Origin of the sequence: Aeromonas sp. 603404 (genome assembly GCF_049171775.1) — a bacterium.
Lineage (GTDB): Bacteria > Pseudomonadota > Gammaproteobacteria > Enterobacterales > Aeromonadaceae > Aeromonas > Aeromonas veronii_A.
This window is the reverse complement of sequence record NZ_JAAKPE010000001.1, coordinates 782,134-802,321: the sequence shown is the minus strand read 5'-3', so window position 1 is coordinate 802,321 and position 20,188 is coordinate 782,134. Positions and strand designations below refer to the sequence as shown.

Below are 20,188 nucleotides of genomic sequence, written 5' to 3'. Positions count from 1 at the left end.
ACTGGCGGCCCCATTTTTATATCTGCTTATGTTTGCGGCGCTCAGCCCGCCCACGCTGGCTATCACGCCTCGGCCGTCTCCGCAGTTGGGGGGCATCGCGATACCATTTTGATAAATCCTCCTACCAGATTGATAGGCTCCCACCCTTGCTCTCCTCGCTCTGCCGCTTTTTTCACCGCTGATGTGCCCCACTTGCTCAGGGGCTGCCCTTGGCTTGTCGCTTCGGGCCAACAAAAGCGGGCTAGATGGGATCCCCTTCACACTTCTCCCCATTCTCCTGACGATGGCGGGAAACAGGCGCATATCTTGCTGTTTTTTATGCCGGTTCCAGATTTTTCCATTCGAATAAGGACTTGCATATGTCCATAGGATTACCGCTCAAGCGGGTGGATGCCGAGGCCAAGGTGACCGGCAGCGCCCGCTATACCGATGACAACATCATGCTCGGGATGCGCCACGCCAAGTATGTGCGCAGCAATATTGCCCACGGCAAGGTGCTCGCCATCGACGCGACCGAGGCGCTGGCCCTGCACGGGGTTGAAGCCGTGTTTACCCATGAAGATGTCCCTACCACCTGTTTTCGCACCGCCGGTCACGCTTGGTCCCTTGATGAGGCGAAACGGGATGTGAAAGACCGCCGTTTGCTCACCGACCATGTGCGTCACTTTGGTGATGGGGTCGCCATCGTGGTGGCGCGCGATCCGCTGGTCGCCGAGAAGGCTGCCGCCCTGGTCAAGGTGACCTACGAACCGCTGCCGGTGATGACGGATGCCGAAAGCGCGCTGGCCGACGATGCCTATCCCATTCACCCGAGCGGCAATCTGCTGCGCCAAAGCCAGCTTCGCGCCAATGACCCGGAGCAGGCCATCGTGGCGGCCGATCTGCAGTTTCAGGGGCACTACCGGACGCCGGTTGTGCAGCACTGCCATCTGGAGACGGTGACCTGCTACGCCTACATGGATCAGCCGGACCACATCATCGTCGTCAGCAGTACCCAGATCCCCCAGATAGTGCGCAGCCGGGTGGCCAAGTCCCTCGGCCTGCCCTGGTCGAGCGTGCGGGTGATCAAACCCTATATGGGCGGCGGTTTTGGCAACAAGCAGGATGTGCTGGAAGAGCCGATGGCGGCGTTTTTGAGCTACAAGCTCGGCGGCGTGCCGGTCAAGGTGACTCTGAGCCGGGAGGAGTGCTTCTTTGCCTCCCGTACCCGCCACGGCTTTGCCATCGACGGCAAGATGGGCCTCAACCGCGACGGCACCCTCAAGGGCTATCAGCTCGACGTGCTCTCCAACACCGGCGGCTATGCCTCTCACGGCCACTCCATCGCCAGCGCAGGGGGCAACAAGATCAGCTACCTCTATCCGCGCAGCGCCTTCGGTTATGACGCCAAAACCTTCTACAGCAACCTGCCCACCGCCGGTGCCATGCGCGGTTACGGCGCGCCGCAGGTGATTTTTGCCCTCGAATGCATGCTGGATGATGCCTGCGCGGAGTTGGGTCTGGATCCGCTCGAAGTACGCATCGCCAACGTGGCGCGCGAGGGGGATGTCAATCAGGTCAACCAGAAGACCATCTACAGCGCAGGGCTCCCTGAGTGTCTGCGCCGGGGCGGCGAGCAGTTCCAGTGGGAACGGCTCAAGGCCGAATGTCTGGCGCAGGATCCGGCAAGTCGGGTACGCCGTGGCATCGGGGTGGCGTGTTTTAGCTACGGCTCCAACACCTACCCAGTGGGGGTCGAAATTGCCGGCGCCCGCATGCTGCTCAATCAGGATGGCACCGTCAATCTGCAGATCGGCGCTACCGAGATAGGACAGGGGTCGGATACCGTCTTTGCCCAGATGGCGGCCCAGACTTTGGGCATTCCGTTTGATCAGATCCGGGTCATTTCGACTCAGGATACCGACATTACCGCCTACGATCCGGGCTCGTTCGCCTCGCGCCAGAGCTATGTGGCAGCCCCTGCCATTCATCAGGCGGCGCTGCAGCTGCGGGCGCGCATTTTGTCGCTGGCAGCCCAGCTCTGCCATCAGGATGTGGGATCGCTCACCCTGATCGACGGCTACGTGGTGCTGGCTGGTGCGCCGGAGAAGGTGCTGATCAGCGTCGCCGAGGTGTCGGTCAACGCCTATTACCATCTCACCATCGGCGGCCAGATCACCTCGGAAGTCTCCCACAAGACCACCACCAATCCGCCGAGCTTTGGCTGCACCTTTGTCGATCTCAGCGTCGATATCGATCTCTGCAAGGTGACCATCAATCGCATTCTCAACCTGCACGATGCGGGCAAGATCCTCAACCCGCAGTTGGCTGAGGGGCAGGTGCACGGCGGCATGGGAATGGGGATCGGCTGGTCGCTGTTCGAGGAGATGATCATCGACGCCAAGAGCGGCGTGGTGCGCAACCCCAACCTGCTCGACTACAAGTTCCCCACTATGCTGGATTTGCCAGAGCTTGAGTGCGATTTCGTGCAGACCTACGAGCCCCAGTCGGTCTATGGCCACAAATCACTGGGGGAACCGCCCATCATCTCGCCGGGCCCAGCGATCCGTAACGCCATCCGCATGGCGACTGGCGTCGCCATCAACGAGCTGCCCATCACCCCCAAGACCCTGTTCCGGGAGTTTGTCGCGGCGGGTTTGATTGGCGAGGGAGCAGGGGAGGAGCAACACCATGTTTGATATTGCCCGTTACTACAAGGCGCACAGTGTCGCCGAGGCGGTCGCCCTGAGTCAGGCTGACCCCGAGGCGCGTCTCCTGGCCGGTGGCACCGATGTGATGATCCAGCTCCATCACCTCAACGCCGCCTATCGCCATATCGTCGATATTCACGACTTGCCCGAGCTCAAAGGGGTGAGCGAGCTGCCTGATGGGTCGATCCGTATCGGCTCCGGTACCACCTTTACCGAGCTCATCGAAAACGAGCTGGTGCAGCGCCGCCTGCCGATGCTGGTGGAGGCCGCTGCCACCATCGCTGGGCCGCAGATCCGCAACGTCGCCACCTATGGCGGCAACATCTGCAACGGCGCCACCAGTGCCGACTCGGCGGCGCCGACAGTCGCGCTGGAAGCTGAGCTGGAGATCGCCGGGCCCAATGGTACGCGCCGCATCCCCATAGCCGGATTTCATACCGGCCCCGGCAAGGTGGCGCTGCAACCGGCGGAGATCCTGGTGGCGTTTCACTTTGCCCCGGACGCGCACCCCCAGGTGGGCTCCCACTACTTCAAGTACGCCATGCGCGATGCCATGGATATCGCCACCATCGGCTGCGCCGCCTACTGCCAGATTGAGGATGGCCACTTCAAGAATTTGCGGCTGGCCTATGGGGTGGCGGCGCCGACCCCGGTGCGCACGCCTCACGCGGAAGCTGCGGCCGAGGGGCAACCGCTGACTCGCGCTACACTGGCAGCGATTGCCGAGGCGGTGGTAGCCGATGTGGCGCCGCGATCCTCCTGGCGGGCAGAGAAGGAGTTTCGCCTGCACCTTATCAAAACCCTGGCGCAGCGGGTGGTCGCCTGCGCAGTCGAACGTGCCGGAGGCAAGATCCTATGATGCAACCGCAAAGCTGTCCCGCAGTGGAGATCCAGTGCGAGATCAACGGCAAGCCTTACTCCTATGCAGTGCCGCCCACCATGTCGCTGCTCCACTTTCTGCGTGGGCAGGGGCTTATCAGCGTGAAAGAGGGGTGCAGTGTCGGTGAGTGCGGCGCCTGTACCGTGCGGGTGGATGGCACGGCTATCGACAGCTGCCTCTATCTGGCGGTCTGGGCCGATGGCAAATCCATTCGTACCGTGGAGGGGGAACGCAAAGGTAACGAGCTCTCTGATGTGCAGCAGGCCTTTATCGACGAGGGGGCGGTGCAGTGCGGTTTTTGCACCCCAGGCCTGGTAATGGCGAGCGCCGCCCTGCTCGACAAGACCGAGCGCCGTCCGCTGACCGATGCGGAGATCCGCCGCGGGCTATCGGGCAACCTCTGCCGCTGTACCGGTTATCAGAACGTGGTACGGGCGGTGAAGAAGTGCTGCAAAGGGTGATAGTTCGGGTGCCGTGAGTGGTGCATGCTGTTGTGTGAGAAAGGAAATCAAGCCGCCCAAAAACACAGGCCCGCCTCGAAAGAGGCGGGCCTGCTGCTGACTGGGGTCAGGAGAAATCACACTTTTGGCTGGTCGATCACCAATTTGCCATCTTTGACCGGAATGGTGGCGCCCGGGGCTTGCTTCATGCGGATCACCCCCTCCTGACCGGCGAGGCGATAGGTCACGTCATAACCAATGGTGTTGACGCTCGTATCCTGTACGGTTTTGCAGCGCTGCTCGGTGGTGGTGTAGGTATCGCCCGCCTGCATATTGCCCTGCACCTGATTACCGGCATAACCCCCCGCGACGGCCCCGGCTGCGGTGGCCACCTTCTTGCCGCTGCCGCCGCCAAACTGGTGGCCAACCACGCCACCCAGCGCCGCACCCACCACTGTGCCGAGGATCTTGTGCTCATCCTGTACCGGCTTGCGGTGGGTCACGGTGACGTTGCGACACTCCTGGCGGGGGGTCTTGATGGTCTCGGTGATCGGCTTGCTGGCGATCACCTCGGCAAAGGTGGGCTGGGGTGTAAAGAGGGAGCCGCTGGCCGCCGCCGAGAGTGCCAGGGCCGAGGCGATGCCAATACCGATACCTGCCATCATGGATCTGTTCATCTTATGGTTCTCCTGCATACCCATCCGGGCTGTTCCAATCTGGCGCCATCTTGTCATAACCGGTTGGCCGGACAAGGCGCGGGGGATGGGCCTGCGACAGGCGCTGGCAAGGTCAAAAAACAGCCACCATGAAAAAGTGTCTGGCTTTGGCGACAACGGACTAAAAGTGACCAGTTTCCGGCGCATGGCGGGCTTTGCCAGTGTGATAAGGAGCAATTCGAGTCGCAATTTGCAAGGCGGGCGGTGAGCAGAATGCCAGAGTGCTGACGGGTGCAGGTCAAGGGAGGTCTTGAACAAGGGCTCTGTTCGTTGAGATGGCCACGCAAGTGGTTGATAAATGGCTCCAGCCCCATCGGATGTTGGCCGATAAGAGATCACGGCAAGCATTTTGCTTTGATTGGGTGAAGCAGAGGGTGAACGGGTCGGCAGACAACTGCGTAAGACCTGATATGAAGATGTTCACCCGAGATCACCGGATCAACGAGGTGGAGATATGTCAATGTTACCCAGCTGGATCACCCCGGCCATCCAGGCCAACATCATTACGGTGCAGCAGGCCGAACGTCTGCTCTCATCCCTCTACCGGCCCTTGGCCGAGCAGGGAGAGGAGCTTCCCGCCGATATCGCCGACATCAGCCTAAAGCTCTACTGCTTCCGCCAGCAGGGGCGGGTGCGCCACTAAGGCTGACAAAAGAACACCCCGCGCCAGGCACGGGGTGTTGTCACTCATGTATCACAGGCCCATCAGGCCAACATCACTTGCGTCACCAGCATCAGGGCGCCAAATCCCAGCACAAAGCCCACCATGGGCAGCACGAACTTGACCCACTTGTTGAACTGGATGCCGAGCATCTGCAGAGTGACCAGCACCAGTCCGGTGGGGGCCAGGAACAGCATGGCGTATTGGCCCCAGTTGTAGGCCGACACCACGATATAGCGGGGGATCATCACAGTATCCGCCAGCGGCGCCATGATGGGCATGGAGAGCACCGCGAGCCCCGAGGAGGAGGGCACCACCAGCCCCAGCAGGGTGAACACCAGCATCTGCGCCACCGCGAACACGGCGCCGTGCATGCCGGAGACCAGATCGGAGGCGTAGGCCAGAATAGTGTCCGAGATCATCCCCTGATCCAGCACCAGATTGACCCCCCGTGCCAGCCCGATGATGAGCGAAACGGCCACCAGCTCCGACGCCCCCTGAGTAAAGGCCTCGACCGCCTCTTTCTCTTTGAGACCCGAGATAAAAATGATGATGATGGCGATGGTCAGGAAGGAGGCCGCCATCTGCGGGAACCACCAACCGGCCATGGAGACGCCCCACACCATCAGCGGGAAGGCGAGGATAAACAGGGTCAGAATAATCTTGCGGCGCAGGGTGAAGGGCACCCCTTCGTCCATAGCGCCCTCTTTGAGAAAACGGGCGCGAAAACTCTCTCTGTCCTCATAGGTGTAGGAGAAGGCTGGATTGGCCTTGATCTTCTTGCAGTACCAGTAGAGATAACCGATCACCACCAAGGTGCCCACCAGACAGCCAATGGCGCGAAAGATCAGCCCCTCGGTAAAGGGAATGCCGGCGGCATTGGAGGCGATCACCACCGAGAAGGGATTGATGGTGGAGAAGGTGGTTCCCATGGAGGCGGCGAGGAAGATGGCCCCTACGCAGACGATGGAGTCATAGCCGAGCGCCAGAAAGATGGGTACCAGTATGGGGTAGAAGGCGACCGCTTCTTCCTCCAGTCCGCAGGTAGTGCCTCCCAGCGCCATCACGAAGCAGACCAGCGCCACAAACAGGAACTCGTTGCCCCGGGTCTTGCGCGACAGCGCCACCAGCCCCGCACTGAAGGCACCTGTCTTGTTGATGACGCCGATCAGCCCCCCGAGCACCAGAATAAAGACGATGATATCCGCCCCCTCTATGGTGCCCTTGACCATGCTGACTGCTACGTCACCGAGCCCCTTGGGCGCTTGCTCCAATCGGGCATAGGTGCCGGGAATGGCGATGGGCTTGCGGATGGTGCCGTTGGTAAATTGCTCCACCGCAATGTTGATATTGAGTTTTGCCAGGGCATCCTGGGTTGCGGGAAGTCGGCTTATTTCCCCCTGTGGGCTATTGACCATCAGGCTTTCACTGGCCGGATTATAAGAGAGCTTGGCATAGGCACCCGCCGGAATTATCCAGGTCAGCGCAATGGCCAGCAACATAATAAGAAAAAGAATGGTAAATGCAGTAGGAAATTGTCTGCGTGGTGTGGTATTCGGCACGGCACACATAAAATGCTCCTTGATAAAGCAGGTTTGGGCTCGGCGGAATATCGGGTCGATAGGGTTTCTGCGTCATACATCCAAGGTACGCAAACTCACTGTGGATTGCGTAGTGATTGGCGAGAAATCTGGCCTGATATTGAACATCCGGTAGATTGTTTCACGTTGTAACCGTAACCCGTGCGCGGCTGGATGAACATCGCGCCATGCTCGCTTTATGGGATGGCTCACAGAATTTATTTGTCATGGATCTAATAGCTGATATGAAATAAAAGTCATTATGCAATAACTATTTCAGCTTTCGTTTAACGTGGCTTGTCTTAAATAAATGCCATGAAAATAGTGTGCACCGAGATGAATGGAATGACATATAAAGCAGCTTTGGCGGAATAATATTCCACTATCGTCATTTTTCGTTATTCGCCAAATCAGCCTGTGAAAAAATAGCACGCTTTCCCGTAATGAAATATTTTTTGCAACGAAAACAGGGAACCCCTGTTGGCAGCAGGCTGCCCCTGTCTAAGACGTTTTGCTAATACCTGCCGCCGCAGGCTCGCTGTTAGGCTGTCATCCCCATAAGAGACCAGTGACGGGCAGGATGCCCATGTCGCTTGCTGATCTCTGAATCATCCCGAAACTGCCCGTTTTGTGCCACCTGTGAGGAAGGAACCCGATGCCAGTGCAGAACATCTATGAGCGTGACCTTGCCAAAACCGCCGCCAATTTCGAGGCCCTGACCCCCATCAGCTTTCTGGGGCGGGCGGAGCGGGTCTATCCCGACTATCTGGCGCTGATCCACGGCCCGCTGCGCCAGAGCTGGGGCGAGACCGCCCGCCGTTGCCGCCAGCTTGCCTCGGCCCTGCGGCTTCACGGTATCGGGGAGGGGGATACCGTCTCCATCGTTGCGCCCAATATCCCTGCGATGTTTGAAGCTCACTTCGGGGTGCCCATGAGCGGCGCCGTGCTCAACACCATCAATACCCGGCTCGATGCCGAGTCGATGGCCTTTATCTTCCAGCATGCCCAGAGCAAGGTGGTGCTGGTGGACAGGGAGTTCGGCCCTGTGGTGCGCAAGGCACTGGATCTGCTGGAGTGCCAACCGCTGGTCATCGCCATCGACGATCCCCTCTACCGGGAAGGGGCGCTTGTCAGTGAACTGACCTATGAGGCTTTTATTGCCACTGGTAACGGCGATGAGCCCGGCTGGTTGCCAGAGGATGAGTGGCAGGCCATCTCCCTTAACTACACCTCCGGCACTACCGGCAATCCCAAGGGGGTGGTCTATCACCATCGCGGCGCCCACCTCAACGCCATCAACAATGTGCTCTCCTGGGAGCTGCCCAAACATCCCGTCTATCTCTGGACATTGCCGATGTTTCACTGCAATGGCTGGTGTTTCCCCTGGACCCTGGCGGCTACCGCCGGGGTGAGCGTCTGTCTGCGTCATGTGCAGGCGGCCGCCATTTATGAGGCGCTGCACGAGCACAAGGTGAGTCACTTTTGCGCAGCGCCCATCGTGCTCAATATGCTCAACAATGCCGGCCCGGCGCTCAAGCAGGGGCTGGATCTCCCCATCAAGGTGATGACCGCCGGCGCTGCGCCCCCCGCCACCGTGATCGCCGGGATGGAGGCGATGGGGATCGCCGTGACCCACGTCTATGGCCTCACCGAAACCTATGGCCCCTGCGTGTTGTGCGAGCCGCAAAGACGCTGGCAGGGGCAGGATGCCACGGCGCTCTCCCGCCTCAAGGCACGGCAGGGTGTTGCGTCGCCTCTGCAGGGGGAGATGCGGGTTATCAATCCGGTCACTGGCGAGCCGGTGGCCAAAGATGGCAAAACCATGGGGGAGATAGTGCTGCGCGGTAATGTGGTGATGAAGGGCTATCTCAAAAATCCGGCGGCCAGCGCCGAGGCGATGGCGGAGGGGTGGTTTCGCAGTGGCGATCTGGCGGTATGGCACCCGGATGGTTATGTGGAGATCAAGGACAGATCCAAGGACATCATCATCTCCGGCGGGGAGAATATCTCCAGTCTGGAGGTGGAAGATGTGCTCTATCGCCATCCCGATGTGGACGAAGCGGCGGTGATCGCCATGCCCGATGAAAAGTGGGGGGAGGTGCCCTGCGCCTTCGTGAAATTGAAAGAGGGGCGAGAGACTACCCAGGCGGAGCTGATCGCCTTTTGCCGGGAGCAGATGGCCCACTTCAAGGCCCCCAAACGCATCATCTTCACCCCGCTGCCGAAGACCTCCACCGGCAAGGTGCAAAAATTTGTGCTGCGCAAACAACTGGGTTAGGTGCTAATCGAGCGTGAGTGAAAGCAGCGTGCAATAGGATGACTAAGCTGTCGGGATAAATGCAGCAAGGGAAGTGGGAGTGCCTGACTGGCCAGCCAGCTATCGTGCCTTGCACGCGACGCAGTTGCGGCCGCTCTGTTTGGCCTGATAGAGCATCTGATCGGCGCGCGCGTAGAGGCTCTCCATCTGCTCCCCCTTGCTATTTTCCACCAGCCCGGCGCTGATGGTGATAACCAGCTCATCCCCATCGGCAAGGGGTAACGGGCTTTGCATCACCTGCTTGCGCAGCCGTTCGGCCAGTGATGCGGCGGCCGAGAGGGTGGTGTTGGGCAGCAAGATGGCAAACTCGTCACCGCCGATGCGGGCCAGCACATCTTCGCTGCGCAGCACCGATTGCATCACCCTGCCCAGATGGATCAGCGCCTGATCGCCCAGCGGGTGACCGTAGCGATCGTTGATGCATTTGAACTGATCCACATCCAGCACTATCAGCACCGAGGTGAGCTGGTGGCGCATGTTCATACTCAGGTTCTTTTCGCACACCTCGAAGAAGAAACGGCGGTTATAAAGTCCGGAGAGGCTGTCACGAACCGATTGATATTGCAGTTGTTCCTTGAGCTGGTGCAGCTCGGTGATATCGGAGGAGATACCGATCAGGGTGGGGGTACCATCAGCCAGCTTGAAGGGGACTTTGACAGACCAGTAGTAATGTTGCTTGCCTTCGGTATCGGTCAGTGACTCTTCACCGGCTTGCAGCTCACCCGTTTCGAACACCCGGTTGTCCAGCTGCCACAGCTGGTTGGCTCCGTGTGGGGAGAACAGCTCATTATCGCTGCGGTTGATGATCTGTTCGGCGGGTAAACCGAGCAGGGCACACACCTTCTGATTGACGTAGAGAAAGCGGTGCTGGCTGTCCTTCATATAGATAGGGGCATCCACGTTGGCCAGGATGATCTCCAGCAACTGATGCTGCTCGGCCATACGGGCCTCAATCAGCTTGTGTTCCGTGATATCGGTGGAGATGCCGCACAGACCGATCAGCGTGCCATCCCGGTCGTACATCGGCTTTTTCACGCTCCAGTAGACCCGTTTCTCTCCCGTGGGTTTGAGGTAGTTGATCTCCTCCCGGGCGATGGCGACCTGCTGCTCCAGCACCTGACGATCATTTCGTCTCAGATCTTCCGAGAAGTCGAGGTCAAAAAAGGCGCGATCATCCTTGCCTTGCAGTTCGGCCAGGGTACAACCAAAGAGATCCAGCACAGCCTGATTGGCATAGATATAACGGCCATCCAGATCCTTGGTAAAGAGGTAAGCCCCCATCTCGTTAAAGATGGATCTGAGGTGATCCAGCTCGTGCTGCAATCGGGTGGAGAAGGGTTCATCCTTCATGAAGTTGGCCATCCTTGGGTCGCTGTGATGGGTTGGCTGAACACGAGGCCAACGTGCATCAACTGCTTTAAATTAAGCACTCTTCACGGCATATTTCTCATTTATTTCCGCAGGTTCTGCGTTATGTCACATGGTTGTAACCTCTTAGCAAATCAAAGGAAATCAGTTGAGTTCATGGTTGTTGAGATAGCTTGCCACCATGTATCGACCCCGTATCATCGGCTCTCGACAGAGAAGTTGAACAACAGCTAAATAAACCTCCCCGAGTGGCAAAAAGGGTAACGAACAGGTCTTTAGTCAAACTATTTCCTCGGTGTCCCTGATATCATCTCCAGCAACGCAATATGGAGAGATACGAGATGGTAGTGGCACCGTTTAATTGGAATGACGCAGTTCAGTGGGACGGGCCGGGGGCCATTGCGGGTTGCGAAGAGATCTTGAGTGCCGATCGGCTGGAACGTGCCCGCTATGCCGAGTTTCTGACCAACTACCTCGCCGCCGAAGGCAAGCAGCGCAACTATGTGCTCAACCTTAATGCCGAGTGGGGGGCGGGAAAAACCTGGTTTATCAAGCGCTGGTATATGGAGCTGAAAGCGCACTATCCCACCGTCTATATCGATGCCTGGCAGCAGGACTTTTCCGATGATCCTTTATTGACTGTGATTTCATCGATTATCGACCAGTTAAAAATGATTGCGGGAAAAGAAAACCCGATTCCAGAAGGAATGCGTCAGCGGCTGCTTGGATTATTTAAGGTCGGCGGCAAACTGGCGCTGAAAGCGGCAATCAAAAAAGCCGGGTTGGAGGATGAGGATTTTTCTCTGGAAAGGGAGGAAGCCAATCAGCTGGTAGATGCCTTATGCAGTAATCAGAAAGAGCGTTATGAATCTATCCAATATCTTAAAAATGAGATCCGGCAATGGGTTGAGGGAGCTGTTGGTTTAAGTGAAGGAGAACTGGACTATCCCGCATTTATTTTGATAGATGAGCTTGATCGTTGTCGTCCTTCCTATGCTGTGGAAATGCTGGAGACTATCAAGCATATTTTTGATATTCCCAGGGTGGTATTTGTGCTGGCAACAGATACCGAGCAGTTGCAGCATTCAGTTAAAGCCATATATGGAGAAGGGTTTAACGCTCAACATTACCTAAGTAGATTTTTTCATAGAAGGTTCATTTTAAACTCAGATTCATTGAAGAATTTTATAGAAAATGAACTTGTATTACTCAGTGTTAATGTGGATGGCATATGGCCATGTTTTAAGAAAAACGCTTCACTAACTGATTTCGTTACGATGATGTTTGAGCATTTCTCGCTAAACCTGAGATTGACTACTCTTGTGTTGGATAGATTAAAAATAGTCTTATTAAGTTATTCAGATGAAAGAGAGTTAAATCTTCCGCTGTTACTTTTCTTGATCTCTTTGAATGAGGTCGATACTAACTTTTACAGTGATGTTGTAAATTTCAGACTTGATGTTGATGAATTTAAACTGAAGATCAACATGTATGGAACCAAATTACATACTTATATAATAACTGACGCTGAGTGTGTTGATGTTGAGCCCGATTATATCTCTAAAGGGGCTACAGATAAAAGATATATCTATGCTGATCACTTTTTGATTAATTCATATCATTGGATGCGCTCTATTAATCATGGGGAGATTGATATTAGGAAAATCATGGTTGATATTTTGACGGAGGAAGGTGAATATGGTTTTCAAGAAAATGATTGGGTAAGAATGATCTTGTCGGAATTAGAGGATGATATGTCTATATATAGAATTTTAGTTGAGCGTTCTTTTTATCTTAAATGAGTAAAGCCGGGATAACCCGGCTTTATTATCAGTTTATTTATTATGCCGCTTATAAAGCCGCTGAACGACATCCTGTAATCCCAGCCCTTCATTTTGTAGCAGTACGGTCAGGTGGTAGAGCAGATCGGCGGATTCGTTAATGAGCTCCTCCCGATCCTTGGCCATGGCGGCCAGCGCCACTTCCACGCCCTCTTCACCTACCTTCTGGGCGATGCGCTTGGTCCCTTTGCCGTAGAGGCTGGCGGTGTAGCTGGTGGCCGGATCGGCCCCTTTGCGGGCGGCCAGCACCTGCTCCAGCTCTGCCAGAAAACCGAGGGGTGGCAGCGGGTGGCCATTAAAGCAGGAGGTAGTGCCCTTGTGGCAGGTGGGGCCGACGGGGTTGGCGGCGATCAGCAGAGAGTCCTGATCGCAGTCGGTGCTGATGGCCACAAGTTGAAGCACATTGCCCGAGCTTTCCCCCTTGGTCCAGAGCCGCTGTTTGCTGCGGCTAAAGAAGGTGACCTGACCGGTGGTCTGGGTCTTCTCCAACGCCTCGCGGGTCATAAAGCCCTGCATCAGCACTTCGCCGCTGGCGGCATGCTGGACGATGGCGGGGATCATGCCGTCGCATTTTTCCCAGTCGAGCTGTTCAATTAATAAGTTGGAATTATGCACGGGTATCGGCTCCTCTATTATCAGACCGGCACTCAGGGCGGGGGATCATGGCGCATTTACATTTTGCCCAATCGAGCTGCTCGGCAAGGGGGCGCGCGCTGGCGGTTGTTTGTGCATTTTCAGAGAAGTTATTCACGGATGGCGACTCCTTCGGTTTTCAGCCAGCGTTTCAATTCGGGAATGGGGATAAGGCCCTTGTGGAACACAGAGGCGGCCAGCGCCCCGTCCACATCGGCGAGGGTAAAGGCATCGCGAAAGTGTGCCATGGCACCGGCGCCGCCGGAGGCGATCAGCGGCACCTTGCAGACGCTGCGTACCAGCTTGAGCTGCTCGAGATCATAACCTTGGCGCATGCCGTCCTGATTCATCACGTTCAGCACGATTTCGCCCGCGCCGCGCTTTTGCACCTCCTGCACCCAATCGAGGGTGTGCCAGGCGGTAGTGCGGGTGCGACTCTCGTCGCCGGTAAACTGTTTGACCTGATAGTGGCCCGTGTCGGCGTCGAAGTAGGAGTCAATGCCCACCACCACGCACTGTACGCCAAAGCGCTCGGCCAGTCGGCTGATGAGGGTCGGGTCGGCAAGGGCCGGGGAGTTGATGGAGACCTTGTCGGCGCCAAATTCTAGGATCTGGCGGGCATCTTCGACGCTTTTGATGCCACCGGCGACACAGAAGGGGATATCGATCACCTCCGCTACCCGGCTCACCCAGCTCTTGTCCACTACCCGCGCATCGCTGGAGGCGGTGATGTCATAGAACACCAGCTCGTCAGCACCCTCTTCGGCGTAGCGGCGCGCCAGCTCGACAATGCCGCCCATCACCTCGTGGTTGCGAAATTGCACCCCTTTGACCACCATGCCATCTTTCACGTCGAGGCAGGGGATAATGCGTCTTGCCAGCATCAGTTGCCTCCTGTGGTATCAGATGCGGGGGCTTGCCAGCAGGCGATGGCGTCACCCACCGAGAACTTGCCCTCCAGCAGGGCGCGGCCAAGGATGATCCCTTTGACGCCGGAGCCCTTGAGCGCCTCGATATCCGCGATGCCGCCAATGCCGCCGGAGGCCTGAAAGGCGACGCTCGGGTAGCGGGCGCAGAGATCCCGATAGAGCTCGACGTTGGTGCCAGCCAGGGTGCCGTCACGGCTGATGTCGGTGCAGAGCACATGCTTGAGCCCGGCGGGGAGGAAGCGCTCGATCAGCGCCTCGATGGTCACCCCGCTGTTCTCCTGCCAGCCGGCCACCGCGATATGGCGATTGCCCTGGGCATCAATGTTGACGTCCAGCGCCAGCACGATCTGCTCGGGGCCATATTTTTCCATCCAGCTGGCCACCAGATCCGGGGATTTGACGGCGGTGGAGCCAATCACCACCCGGCTGGCGCCGGCGGCCAGCAGATCTGCCACATCCTGTTCGGTGCGCACGCCGCCGCCGACCTGCACTGGCGCTTCGGTAGCCGACAGCAGTTGGGTCAGCAGGGGCAACTGGCGCGCCTTGGCATCCTTGGCACCGTCCAGATCCACCAGATGGAGCTGCACCGCCCCCTGGGAGACATATTCGTCGAAGCGGGCCTGCGGGCTGCTGCTGTATTCGGTCTTCTGGCCGTAGTCCCCCTGATAGAGGCGAACTACCTGACCGTTGATAAGGTCAATTGCGGGAATGATCATTCAAAGCTCCAGAAAATTTTGCAGCAAACGGGCACCGGCCGCGCCTGAGCGCTCCGGGTGGAATTGGGCGCCGAAGAAGTTGCTGTGCTCTGCAACCCCACCGACGATGGCGGTAAACGGCTGGCCGTAGTCGCAGGTTGCCAGCGTCGCTTCGGTTACCTCCAGCGCATAGGAGTGCACGAAGTAGAAGTAGCTGCCGCTCGGGATCCCCTTGAGCAGAGGATGGGTCTCGTCATGCTCAATCTGGTTCCAGCCCATATGGGGCAGCCGCAGATTACCGACCTCCATCAGCCGGATCTTGCCCGGCACTATGCCAAGGCAGTCGATAAGCTGCTCTGACGAGTCATCCGTACCCATGCTCTCTTCGGAGGCCTCAGCCAGCATCTGCATACCGAGGCAAAAGCCCAGCAGCGGCTGCTTGGCGGCGCGAATAAGGGGCACTAGTCCGCGCTCGTTGAGGTTTTTCATGGCGGCCACCGCGGTGCCGACACCGGGCAGGATCAGCTTGTCCGCCTGCTCGATATCGGCGGCCTGGCTGGAGACCAGCGGCTGCACGCCGAGGCGTTCGAATGCCATGCGCACCGAGGCCAGATTGGCACAGCCGGTGTCGATAATGACCAGCTTCTGCTTGCTCACATCCATCACAGCACTCCCTTGCTGGAGGGAAGCTCGCTCCCTTCCACCCGAATGGCCTGACGCAGGGCGCGGCCAAAGCCTTTGAACAGCGCTTCCACCTGATGGTGGGTGTTGCCGCTGCCCACCTTCATCTGCAATGTGATGGCCATGGCATCGGAGAGGGAGCGGAAGAAGTGGGGCACCATCTCGGTGGCCATCTCGCCCACCTTGTCACGGCCAAAGCCGCTCGGGCAGTCAAACACGAAGTAGGGGCGACCGCTGAGATCCAGCGCGGTACTCACCTCCTGCTCGGTCAGCGGGGTCTCTTCATCCGCACGCGGGCGGCCATCGATCACAGCTTGCACCTCGTCCATCGCCAGCACAAAGCCGAAACGGCCGATCCCGCGCTTGTTGCCAAGTGCCTGACGCAGCGCCTGACCCAGGGCCAGCCCGACGTCTTCCACCGTGTGGTGATCATCGATGTGCAGATCGCTGCTGACGTTCAGCTTGAGCTGGAAACCGGCGTGAGTCGCAATCTGATCCAGCATGTGATCAAAGAAGCCAATGCCGGTGGCGATCTGGTTGCCGCCGCACTTGTCTAAATCCACTGCCACCTGGATGCGGGTCTCTTTGGTGTTACGCTCAACCGAGGCTACGCGCCCCTTGGACAACAGCTGATCACGGATGGCGAGCCAGTCGTGATCCTGCGGGTGGTAGCGAATACCGCCAATGCCCATATTCTCGGCAAGCTGCTGGTCGGTCTGGCGATCGCCAATCACGAAGGAGTTGGCAAAGTCGATGCGACCGGAGGCGAGGTACTCCTTTACCAGCCCGAGGTGGGGCTTGCGGCAGTTGCAGCCGTCGGTGGGGAAGTGGGGGCAGATCAGCACCTGTTCCCAGTTCACTCCTTGCGACTCAAATAAATGCATCATCAGGTCGTGGGGCGGCTGGAAGTTCTCCAGCGGCAGGCTGGCGGTGCCCAGCCCATCCTGATTGGTCACCATCACCAGCACGTAACCGGCGGCCTGCAACTCGCGCAGCACAGGAATGACCATGGGCTCGAAGCGCAGCTTGGCGAGGCTATCCACCTGCTTGTCGGTCACCGGCTCTTCAATCAGGGTGCCGTCGCGGTCGATAAACAAATACGGGGTCTTCATCGCTACATCCTTGTCTTACAAAGTGGGAGAGGGCAGATCACGCAGTACCGCCAGCACGGCATCCATCTCGCCCTGATAGCCGATGGTGACGCGAATGCTGTTATCAAGGCCCGGCTTGCTGGAGAAATCCCGCAAGATGATGCCGGCAGCTTTCATGGCGGCAAAGACGGCGGCGCCATCCACAAAGCGCACCAGCACGAAGTTGCCCTTGTCCTCGAATACTTCCTTCACGCAGGCAAGCTTTGCCAGCTCAGCCTTGAAGGCGGCTTTTTGCTTGTTGAGCTCTGCCACTCGCTCGCGCATCAGCTCCAGCCCCATGGGGGAGAGTGCTTGCGCCGCGATCTGGGCGATAGGCTCGGGGATGGGATAGGGGGCGATCACCTTGGCCAGCATGGCGATCACCTCGGGGCTTGCCAGCGTAAAGCCGCAGCGGATCCCCGCCAGGGCAAAGGCCTTGGAGAGGGTGCGGGTCACCACCAGATTGGGGAAGCGGGCCAGCAGGTCCACCACGGACGCTTCCGGGCAGAACTCGATATAGGCCTCGTCCACCACCACGATGGCGCGATCCCTAGCTTTCTCCAGCAAAGCGATAAGGCCGTCGCGACCCACCAAATCCCCGGTGGGGTTGTTGGGGGAGCAGAGAAACACCAGTTTCACGTCGGACAGGCGATCGGCAATGGCGGGCCAGTCCGGCTGGCGGTTGGCGGTTAGCGGCTGCTCGACGATGCCGACGCCACAGGTCTCGGCGCTGATGGCGTACATGCCGTAGGTGGGAGGGCAGATGAGGATCTGATCTTCACCCGCTTCGCAGAAGGTGCGAATAAGCAGCTCGATGGCCTCGTCGGCGCCGCGGCTCACCAGCACCTGATCGGGATTGACCCCGGCGTAGGCGGCATAGCCGTTCACCACCTCTGCCGGTTGGCACTCGGGGTAGCGGTTGAGGCGGCTCCCCTCGATGGTAAAGGGATAGGCCTGCGGCGCCTCGTTGGCGTTGAGCCAGACGTGGCCCTTGCCGCCGATGCGGCGGGCGGATTGATAAGGGGTGAGGGCCCGCACCACGCGGCGCGCCAGATTGGCAATGCTCATGACAAATCCTTCTGCTGTGCTGTTGGTTGGGGCGCGGCGGCCAGGGCGTTCAACCTGAGGGTGACGGCATTTTTGTGGCCATCGAGCCCCTCGGCCTGGGCGATGCGCTCGACGATGGGACCAAGGCCGCGAATACCTTCGGCGCTCAGCTCCTGCACCGTGTAGCGGCGCTGATAATCGGCGAGGCCCAGGCTCGAGCAGGTGCGGGCATAGCCATAGGTAGGCAGAGTGTGGTTGGTGCCGCTGGCGTAATCGCCGACCGATTCCGGCGTCCATGCTCCCAGAAAGATGGAACCTGCGTTCTCGAGTTTCTCCAGCAGATCGCGGGGGGCGCGGGTCTGCACGATCAGGTGCTCCGGCGCATAGGCGTTGGAGATGGCGCACGCCTCGGCCAGATCGTCACAGAGGATCACCAGACTGCTGCCGAGCGCCTGTGCGGCGATATCGCGGCGGCTCAACTTGGCCAGCTGGCTCTTGATTTCCCCTGCGATGGCATCGGCCAACAGGGGCGAGGTGGTCACCAGTACTACCTGACTGTCTGGGCCGTGTTCGGCCTGGGAGAGCAGATCCGCCGCCACGAAGGCCGGGTTGGCGCTCTCGTCGGCAATCACTAGCACCTCGGAGGGGCCGGCTGGCATGTCGATGGCGGCGCCGCGCCAGTCGCGGGAAACCTGCCCCTTAGCTTCGGTCACATAGGCGTTGCCCGGGCCGAAGATCTTGTCCACCTTGGTAATGCTTTCGGTGCCGTAAGCCATGGCGGCGATGGCCTGGGCGCCGCCGATGGCGAACACCTTCTCGACCCCGCAGGCGCGGGCGGCAAACAGGATCTCGTCGCTGGCGGGGGACGGGGTGCAGAGCACCACTTCACGGCAACCGGCTAAGCGTGCCGGAATGGCCAGCATCATCACGGTGGAGGGGAGCGGCGCGCTGCCCCCCGGCACATAGAGGCCGACCCGACTGATGGGCTGGGTGCGCAGCTCGCACACCACACCTGGTTGGGTTTCCACTCTTACCACCGGCTGTACTTGTGCGGCATGGAAGGTTCGAATGTTGGCAATGGCCGCTTCGATGGCGCTTTTGATGTCGTCATCCAGCCGCGCGCAGGCGGCTTCAATCTCATCTTCGCTAACGCGCAGCTGTTCACGGGGGGCGCGCTCGAAGCGCTGGCTCAGCTCGCGCAGGGCCTCATCGCCACGGCTACGCACCGCGGCGATGATATCCCGCACTACGGCGCCAATATCGGCCTCGTCATTGAGGGCGGGCCGGGTCAGCACGTCGGCCTGCTGGGCGGGGGAGAGGGTCTTCCAGATCAGGGTCTGCATGATGTCCCTTCCTTATTCCATCATTTTTTCGATGGGCAGCACCAGAATGGAGCTGGCACCGAGGGCCTTGAGCTGCTCCATGGTCTCCCAGAACAGGGTCTCGCTGGAGACGACGTGCAGCGCCACCTGATTGGTGTCACCGGCCAGTTGCATGATGGTGGGGCGCTCGGCACCCGGCAGCAGATCGGTGATGGCATCGAGCTTGTCTTTGGGGGCGTGCAGCATGATGTATTTGCTCTCGCGGGCCTGCTGCATCCCCTGAATGCGGGGCAGCAGTTTGTCGATGAGCTTCTGCTTGGCATCGGACAAGGGGTTGGGGGCCTGTACCAGTACCGCCTTGGAGCGGTAGATCACCTCCACCTCTTTGAGGCCATTGGCTTCCAGGGTCGCGCCGGTGGAGACCAGATCGCAGATGGCATCGGCCAGACCCGCGCGGGGGGCTACTTCCACCGAGCCGCCCAGCATCACGCTCTTGAAGCCAAGACCCTTTTCGTCAAAGAAGCGTTTGAGCAGCCCCGGGTAGGAGGTGGCGATGCGCTTGCCCGCCAGACTTTGTGGCCCTGTGTAGGTCACATCTTCCGGCACCGCCAGCGAGAGGCGGCAGCCACCAAAGTCCAGCTGTTTGAGGGTCTTGACCTCGAAGGGTAGTCCCTGTGAAGCGCGAATAAGCTGCACCTCTTCCAGCACGTTCTCGCCGATGATGCCAAGGTCAACCACCCCTTCCATCACCAGCCCCGGGATATCGTCATCACGGACCCGCAGGATATCGATGGGCATGTTCTCGACATGGGCGATAAGGCGCTGCTCGCGCAGGTTGATCTTGAGGCCACAGCTCTTGAACAGGGCTTGGGAGTCCTGGCTCAGACGACCGGACTTTTGCATGGCGATACGCAGACGTTGTGTTTCCATTGCTCGATTTCCTTCTAGTCAAAAACGAAAAAACCCTCGGAAGTGGGTGCTTCCGAGGGTTTATGAATCTTGCGGTCCTTTTGGAAGTCACCAGTTAAGTGTCTTCCAGCAGTCAACCTCCTGAAAGACTAGTCGGGATGATGATGGTGGTGATGAGTCTTCAGGGTGGTGAACTTCATGTAATCAATCCTTTACAAAATAAGATGTCGTAATTGACGCCTGATTTAAACTACCTGCCTTGACAGAAAATGCAACCCGAAATTGTGATTTGATCGATTAAAGTGGCGAAAACGGTTTTCTGGTCGATAACTAGACAATAACCCCTGCA

The 20,188-nt window shown here is 58.6% G+C and carries 18 protein-coding genes and 1 other annotated feature; of the genes, 7 read left to right on the top strand and 11 right to left on the bottom strand.

Annotated elements, in window-relative coordinates; genetic code table 11:
• Nucleotides 1-359: 359 nt before the first annotated feature.
• Genes xdhA through xdhC form a run of 3 tightly spaced genes read left to right on the top strand, consistent with a single transcriptional unit; the run spans nt 360 to nt 4,031 of the window.
• Complete coding sequence (gene xdhA / locus G5306_RS03500) at nt 360-2,678, top strand: xanthine dehydrogenase molybdenum-binding subunit XdhA (protein WP_421312394.1); 2,319 nt, start codon at nt 360-362, stop codon at nt 2,676-2,678.
• Nucleotides 2,671-3,549 carry a xanthine dehydrogenase FAD-binding subunit XdhB gene (gene xdhB, locus G5306_RS03495; RefSeq protein WP_421312393.1) on the top strand — a complete coding sequence of 293 codons (879 nt, stop codon included), beginning with the start codon at nt 2,671-2,673 and terminating at the stop codon, nt 3,547-3,549. The genes xdhA and xdhB overlap by 8 nt, the downstream gene beginning before the upstream one ends.
• On the top strand, nt 3,546-4,031 hold the full coding sequence (gene xdhC, locus G5306_RS03490) for a xanthine dehydrogenase iron sulfur-binding subunit XdhC (RefSeq protein WP_005336775.1): 486 nt from the start codon (nt 3,546-3,548) through the stop codon (nt 4,029-4,031). Before xdhB ends, xdhC begins: the two co-directional genes overlap by 4 nt.
• 116 nt (nt 4,032-4,147) lie before the next feature.
• On the opposite strand, the gene G5306_RS03485 is transcribed toward xdhC, so the two are convergent.
• Complete coding sequence (locus G5306_RS03485; RefSeq protein ID WP_026035120.1) at nt 4,148-4,687, bottom strand: glycine zipper 2TM domain-containing protein; 540 nt, start codon at nt 4,685-4,687, stop codon at nt 4,148-4,150.
• Here G5306_RS03485 and G5306_RS03480 point away from each other — a divergent pair.
• Together G5306_RS03480 and G5306_RS03475 are read left to right on the top strand one after the other, a co-directional pair.
• Nucleotides 4,674-4,934, top strand: coding sequence for a hypothetical protein (locus tag G5306_RS03480; RefSeq protein ID WP_139408252.1), 261 nt, complete (start codon nt 4,674-4,676; stop codon nt 4,932-4,934). The genes G5306_RS03485 and G5306_RS03480 overlap by 14 nt on opposite strands.
• A gap of 246 nt (nt 4,935-5,180) precedes the next feature.
• Entirely contained in the window at nt 5,181-5,369 is a 189-nt protein-coding gene (locus G5306_RS03475) for a hypothetical protein (protein ID WP_005345660.1), read from the top strand.
• A gap of 62 nt (nt 5,370-5,431) precedes the next feature.
• Here the strand turns inward: G5306_RS03475 and G5306_RS03470 are convergent, their stop codons facing one another.
• Entirely contained in the window at nt 5,432-6,958 is a 1,527-nt protein-coding gene (locus G5306_RS03470; protein WP_421312392.1) for a YfcC family protein, read from the bottom strand.
• 664 nt (nt 6,959-7,622) lie between these two features.
• Between G5306_RS03470 and G5306_RS03465 the strand changes: the two genes are divergently transcribed.
• Nucleotides 7,623-9,245 (top strand): acyl-CoA synthetase, encoded by a 1,623-nt coding sequence (locus G5306_RS03465; RefSeq protein ID WP_421312391.1) that lies wholly within the window; start codon nt 7,623-7,625, stop codon nt 9,243-9,245.
• 99 nt (nt 9,246-9,344) lie between these two features.
• Here G5306_RS03465 and G5306_RS03460 read toward each other — a convergent pair whose 3' ends face one another.
• On the bottom strand, nt 9,345-10,634 hold the full coding sequence (locus tag G5306_RS03460) for a sensor domain-containing diguanylate cyclase (RefSeq protein WP_421312390.1): 1,290 nt from the start codon (nt 10,632-10,634) through the stop codon (nt 9,345-9,347).
• 359 nt (nt 10,635-10,993) lie between these two features.
• Here G5306_RS03460 and G5306_RS03455 point away from each other — a divergent pair, with 359 nt between their 5' ends.
• Nucleotides 10,994-12,454, top strand: a complete 1,461-nt coding sequence (locus G5306_RS03455; RefSeq protein ID WP_421312389.1) for a KAP family P-loop NTPase fold protein — start codon at nt 10,994-10,996, stop codon at nt 12,452-12,454.
• Between the two features lie 33 nt (nt 12,455-12,487).
• Here the strand turns inward: G5306_RS03455 and hisIE are convergent, their stop codons facing one another.
• The 8 genes from hisIE to hisG form a co-directional block, all read right to left on the bottom strand.
• Complete coding sequence (gene hisIE, locus G5306_RS03450) at nt 12,488-13,054, bottom strand: bifunctional phosphoribosyl-AMP cyclohydrolase/phosphoribosyl-ATP diphosphatase HisIE (RefSeq protein ID WP_234915360.1); 567 nt, start codon at nt 13,052-13,054, stop codon at nt 12,488-12,490.
• Nucleotides 13,055-13,236: 182 nt separating this feature from the next.
• Complete coding sequence (gene hisF, locus G5306_RS03445) at nt 13,237-14,010, bottom strand: imidazole glycerol phosphate synthase subunit HisF (RefSeq protein ID WP_421311062.1); 774 nt, start codon at nt 14,008-14,010, stop codon at nt 13,237-13,239.
• Nucleotides 14,010-14,771: a 1-(5-phosphoribosyl)-5-[(5-phosphoribosylamino)methylideneamino]imidazole-4-carboxamide isomerase gene (gene hisA, locus G5306_RS03440; protein WP_421312388.1), complete on the bottom strand. Its 762-nt coding sequence runs from the start codon at nt 14,769-14,771 to the stop codon at nt 14,010-14,012. Before hisA ends, hisF begins: the two co-directional genes overlap by 1 nt.
• Nucleotides 14,772-15,413: an imidazole glycerol phosphate synthase subunit HisH gene (hisH, locus tag G5306_RS03435; RefSeq protein ID WP_156852745.1), complete on the bottom strand. Its 642-nt coding sequence runs from the start codon at nt 15,411-15,413 to the stop codon at nt 14,772-14,774.
• Nucleotides 15,413-16,543 carry a bifunctional histidinol-phosphatase/imidazoleglycerol-phosphate dehydratase HisB gene (hisB, locus tag G5306_RS03430; RefSeq protein WP_421312387.1) on the bottom strand — a complete coding sequence of 377 codons (1,131 nt, stop codon included), beginning with the start codon at nt 16,541-16,543 and terminating at the stop codon, nt 15,413-15,415. The genes hisH and hisB overlap by 1 nt, the downstream gene beginning before the upstream one ends.
• A gap of 15 nt (nt 16,544-16,558) precedes the next feature.
• Complete coding sequence (gene hisC, locus G5306_RS03425) at nt 16,559-17,629, bottom strand: histidinol-phosphate transaminase (protein WP_319920239.1); 1,071 nt, start codon at nt 17,627-17,629, stop codon at nt 16,559-16,561.
• Nucleotides 17,626-18,951 (bottom strand): histidinol dehydrogenase, encoded by a 1,326-nt coding sequence (gene hisD, locus G5306_RS03420; RefSeq protein ID WP_319920240.1) that lies wholly within the window; start codon nt 18,949-18,951, stop codon nt 17,626-17,628. The genes hisC and hisD overlap by 4 nt, the downstream gene beginning before the upstream one ends.
• A 12-nt stretch (nt 18,952-18,963) precedes the next feature.
• Complete coding sequence (gene hisG, locus G5306_RS03415) at nt 18,964-19,860, bottom strand: ATP phosphoribosyltransferase (RefSeq protein WP_005352174.1); 897 nt, start codon at nt 19,858-19,860, stop codon at nt 18,964-18,966.
• 28 nt (nt 19,861-19,888) lie between these two features.
• Nucleotides 19,889-20,013, bottom strand: a sequence feature (His leader region).
• Nucleotides 20,014-20,188: the final 175 nt, after the last annotated feature.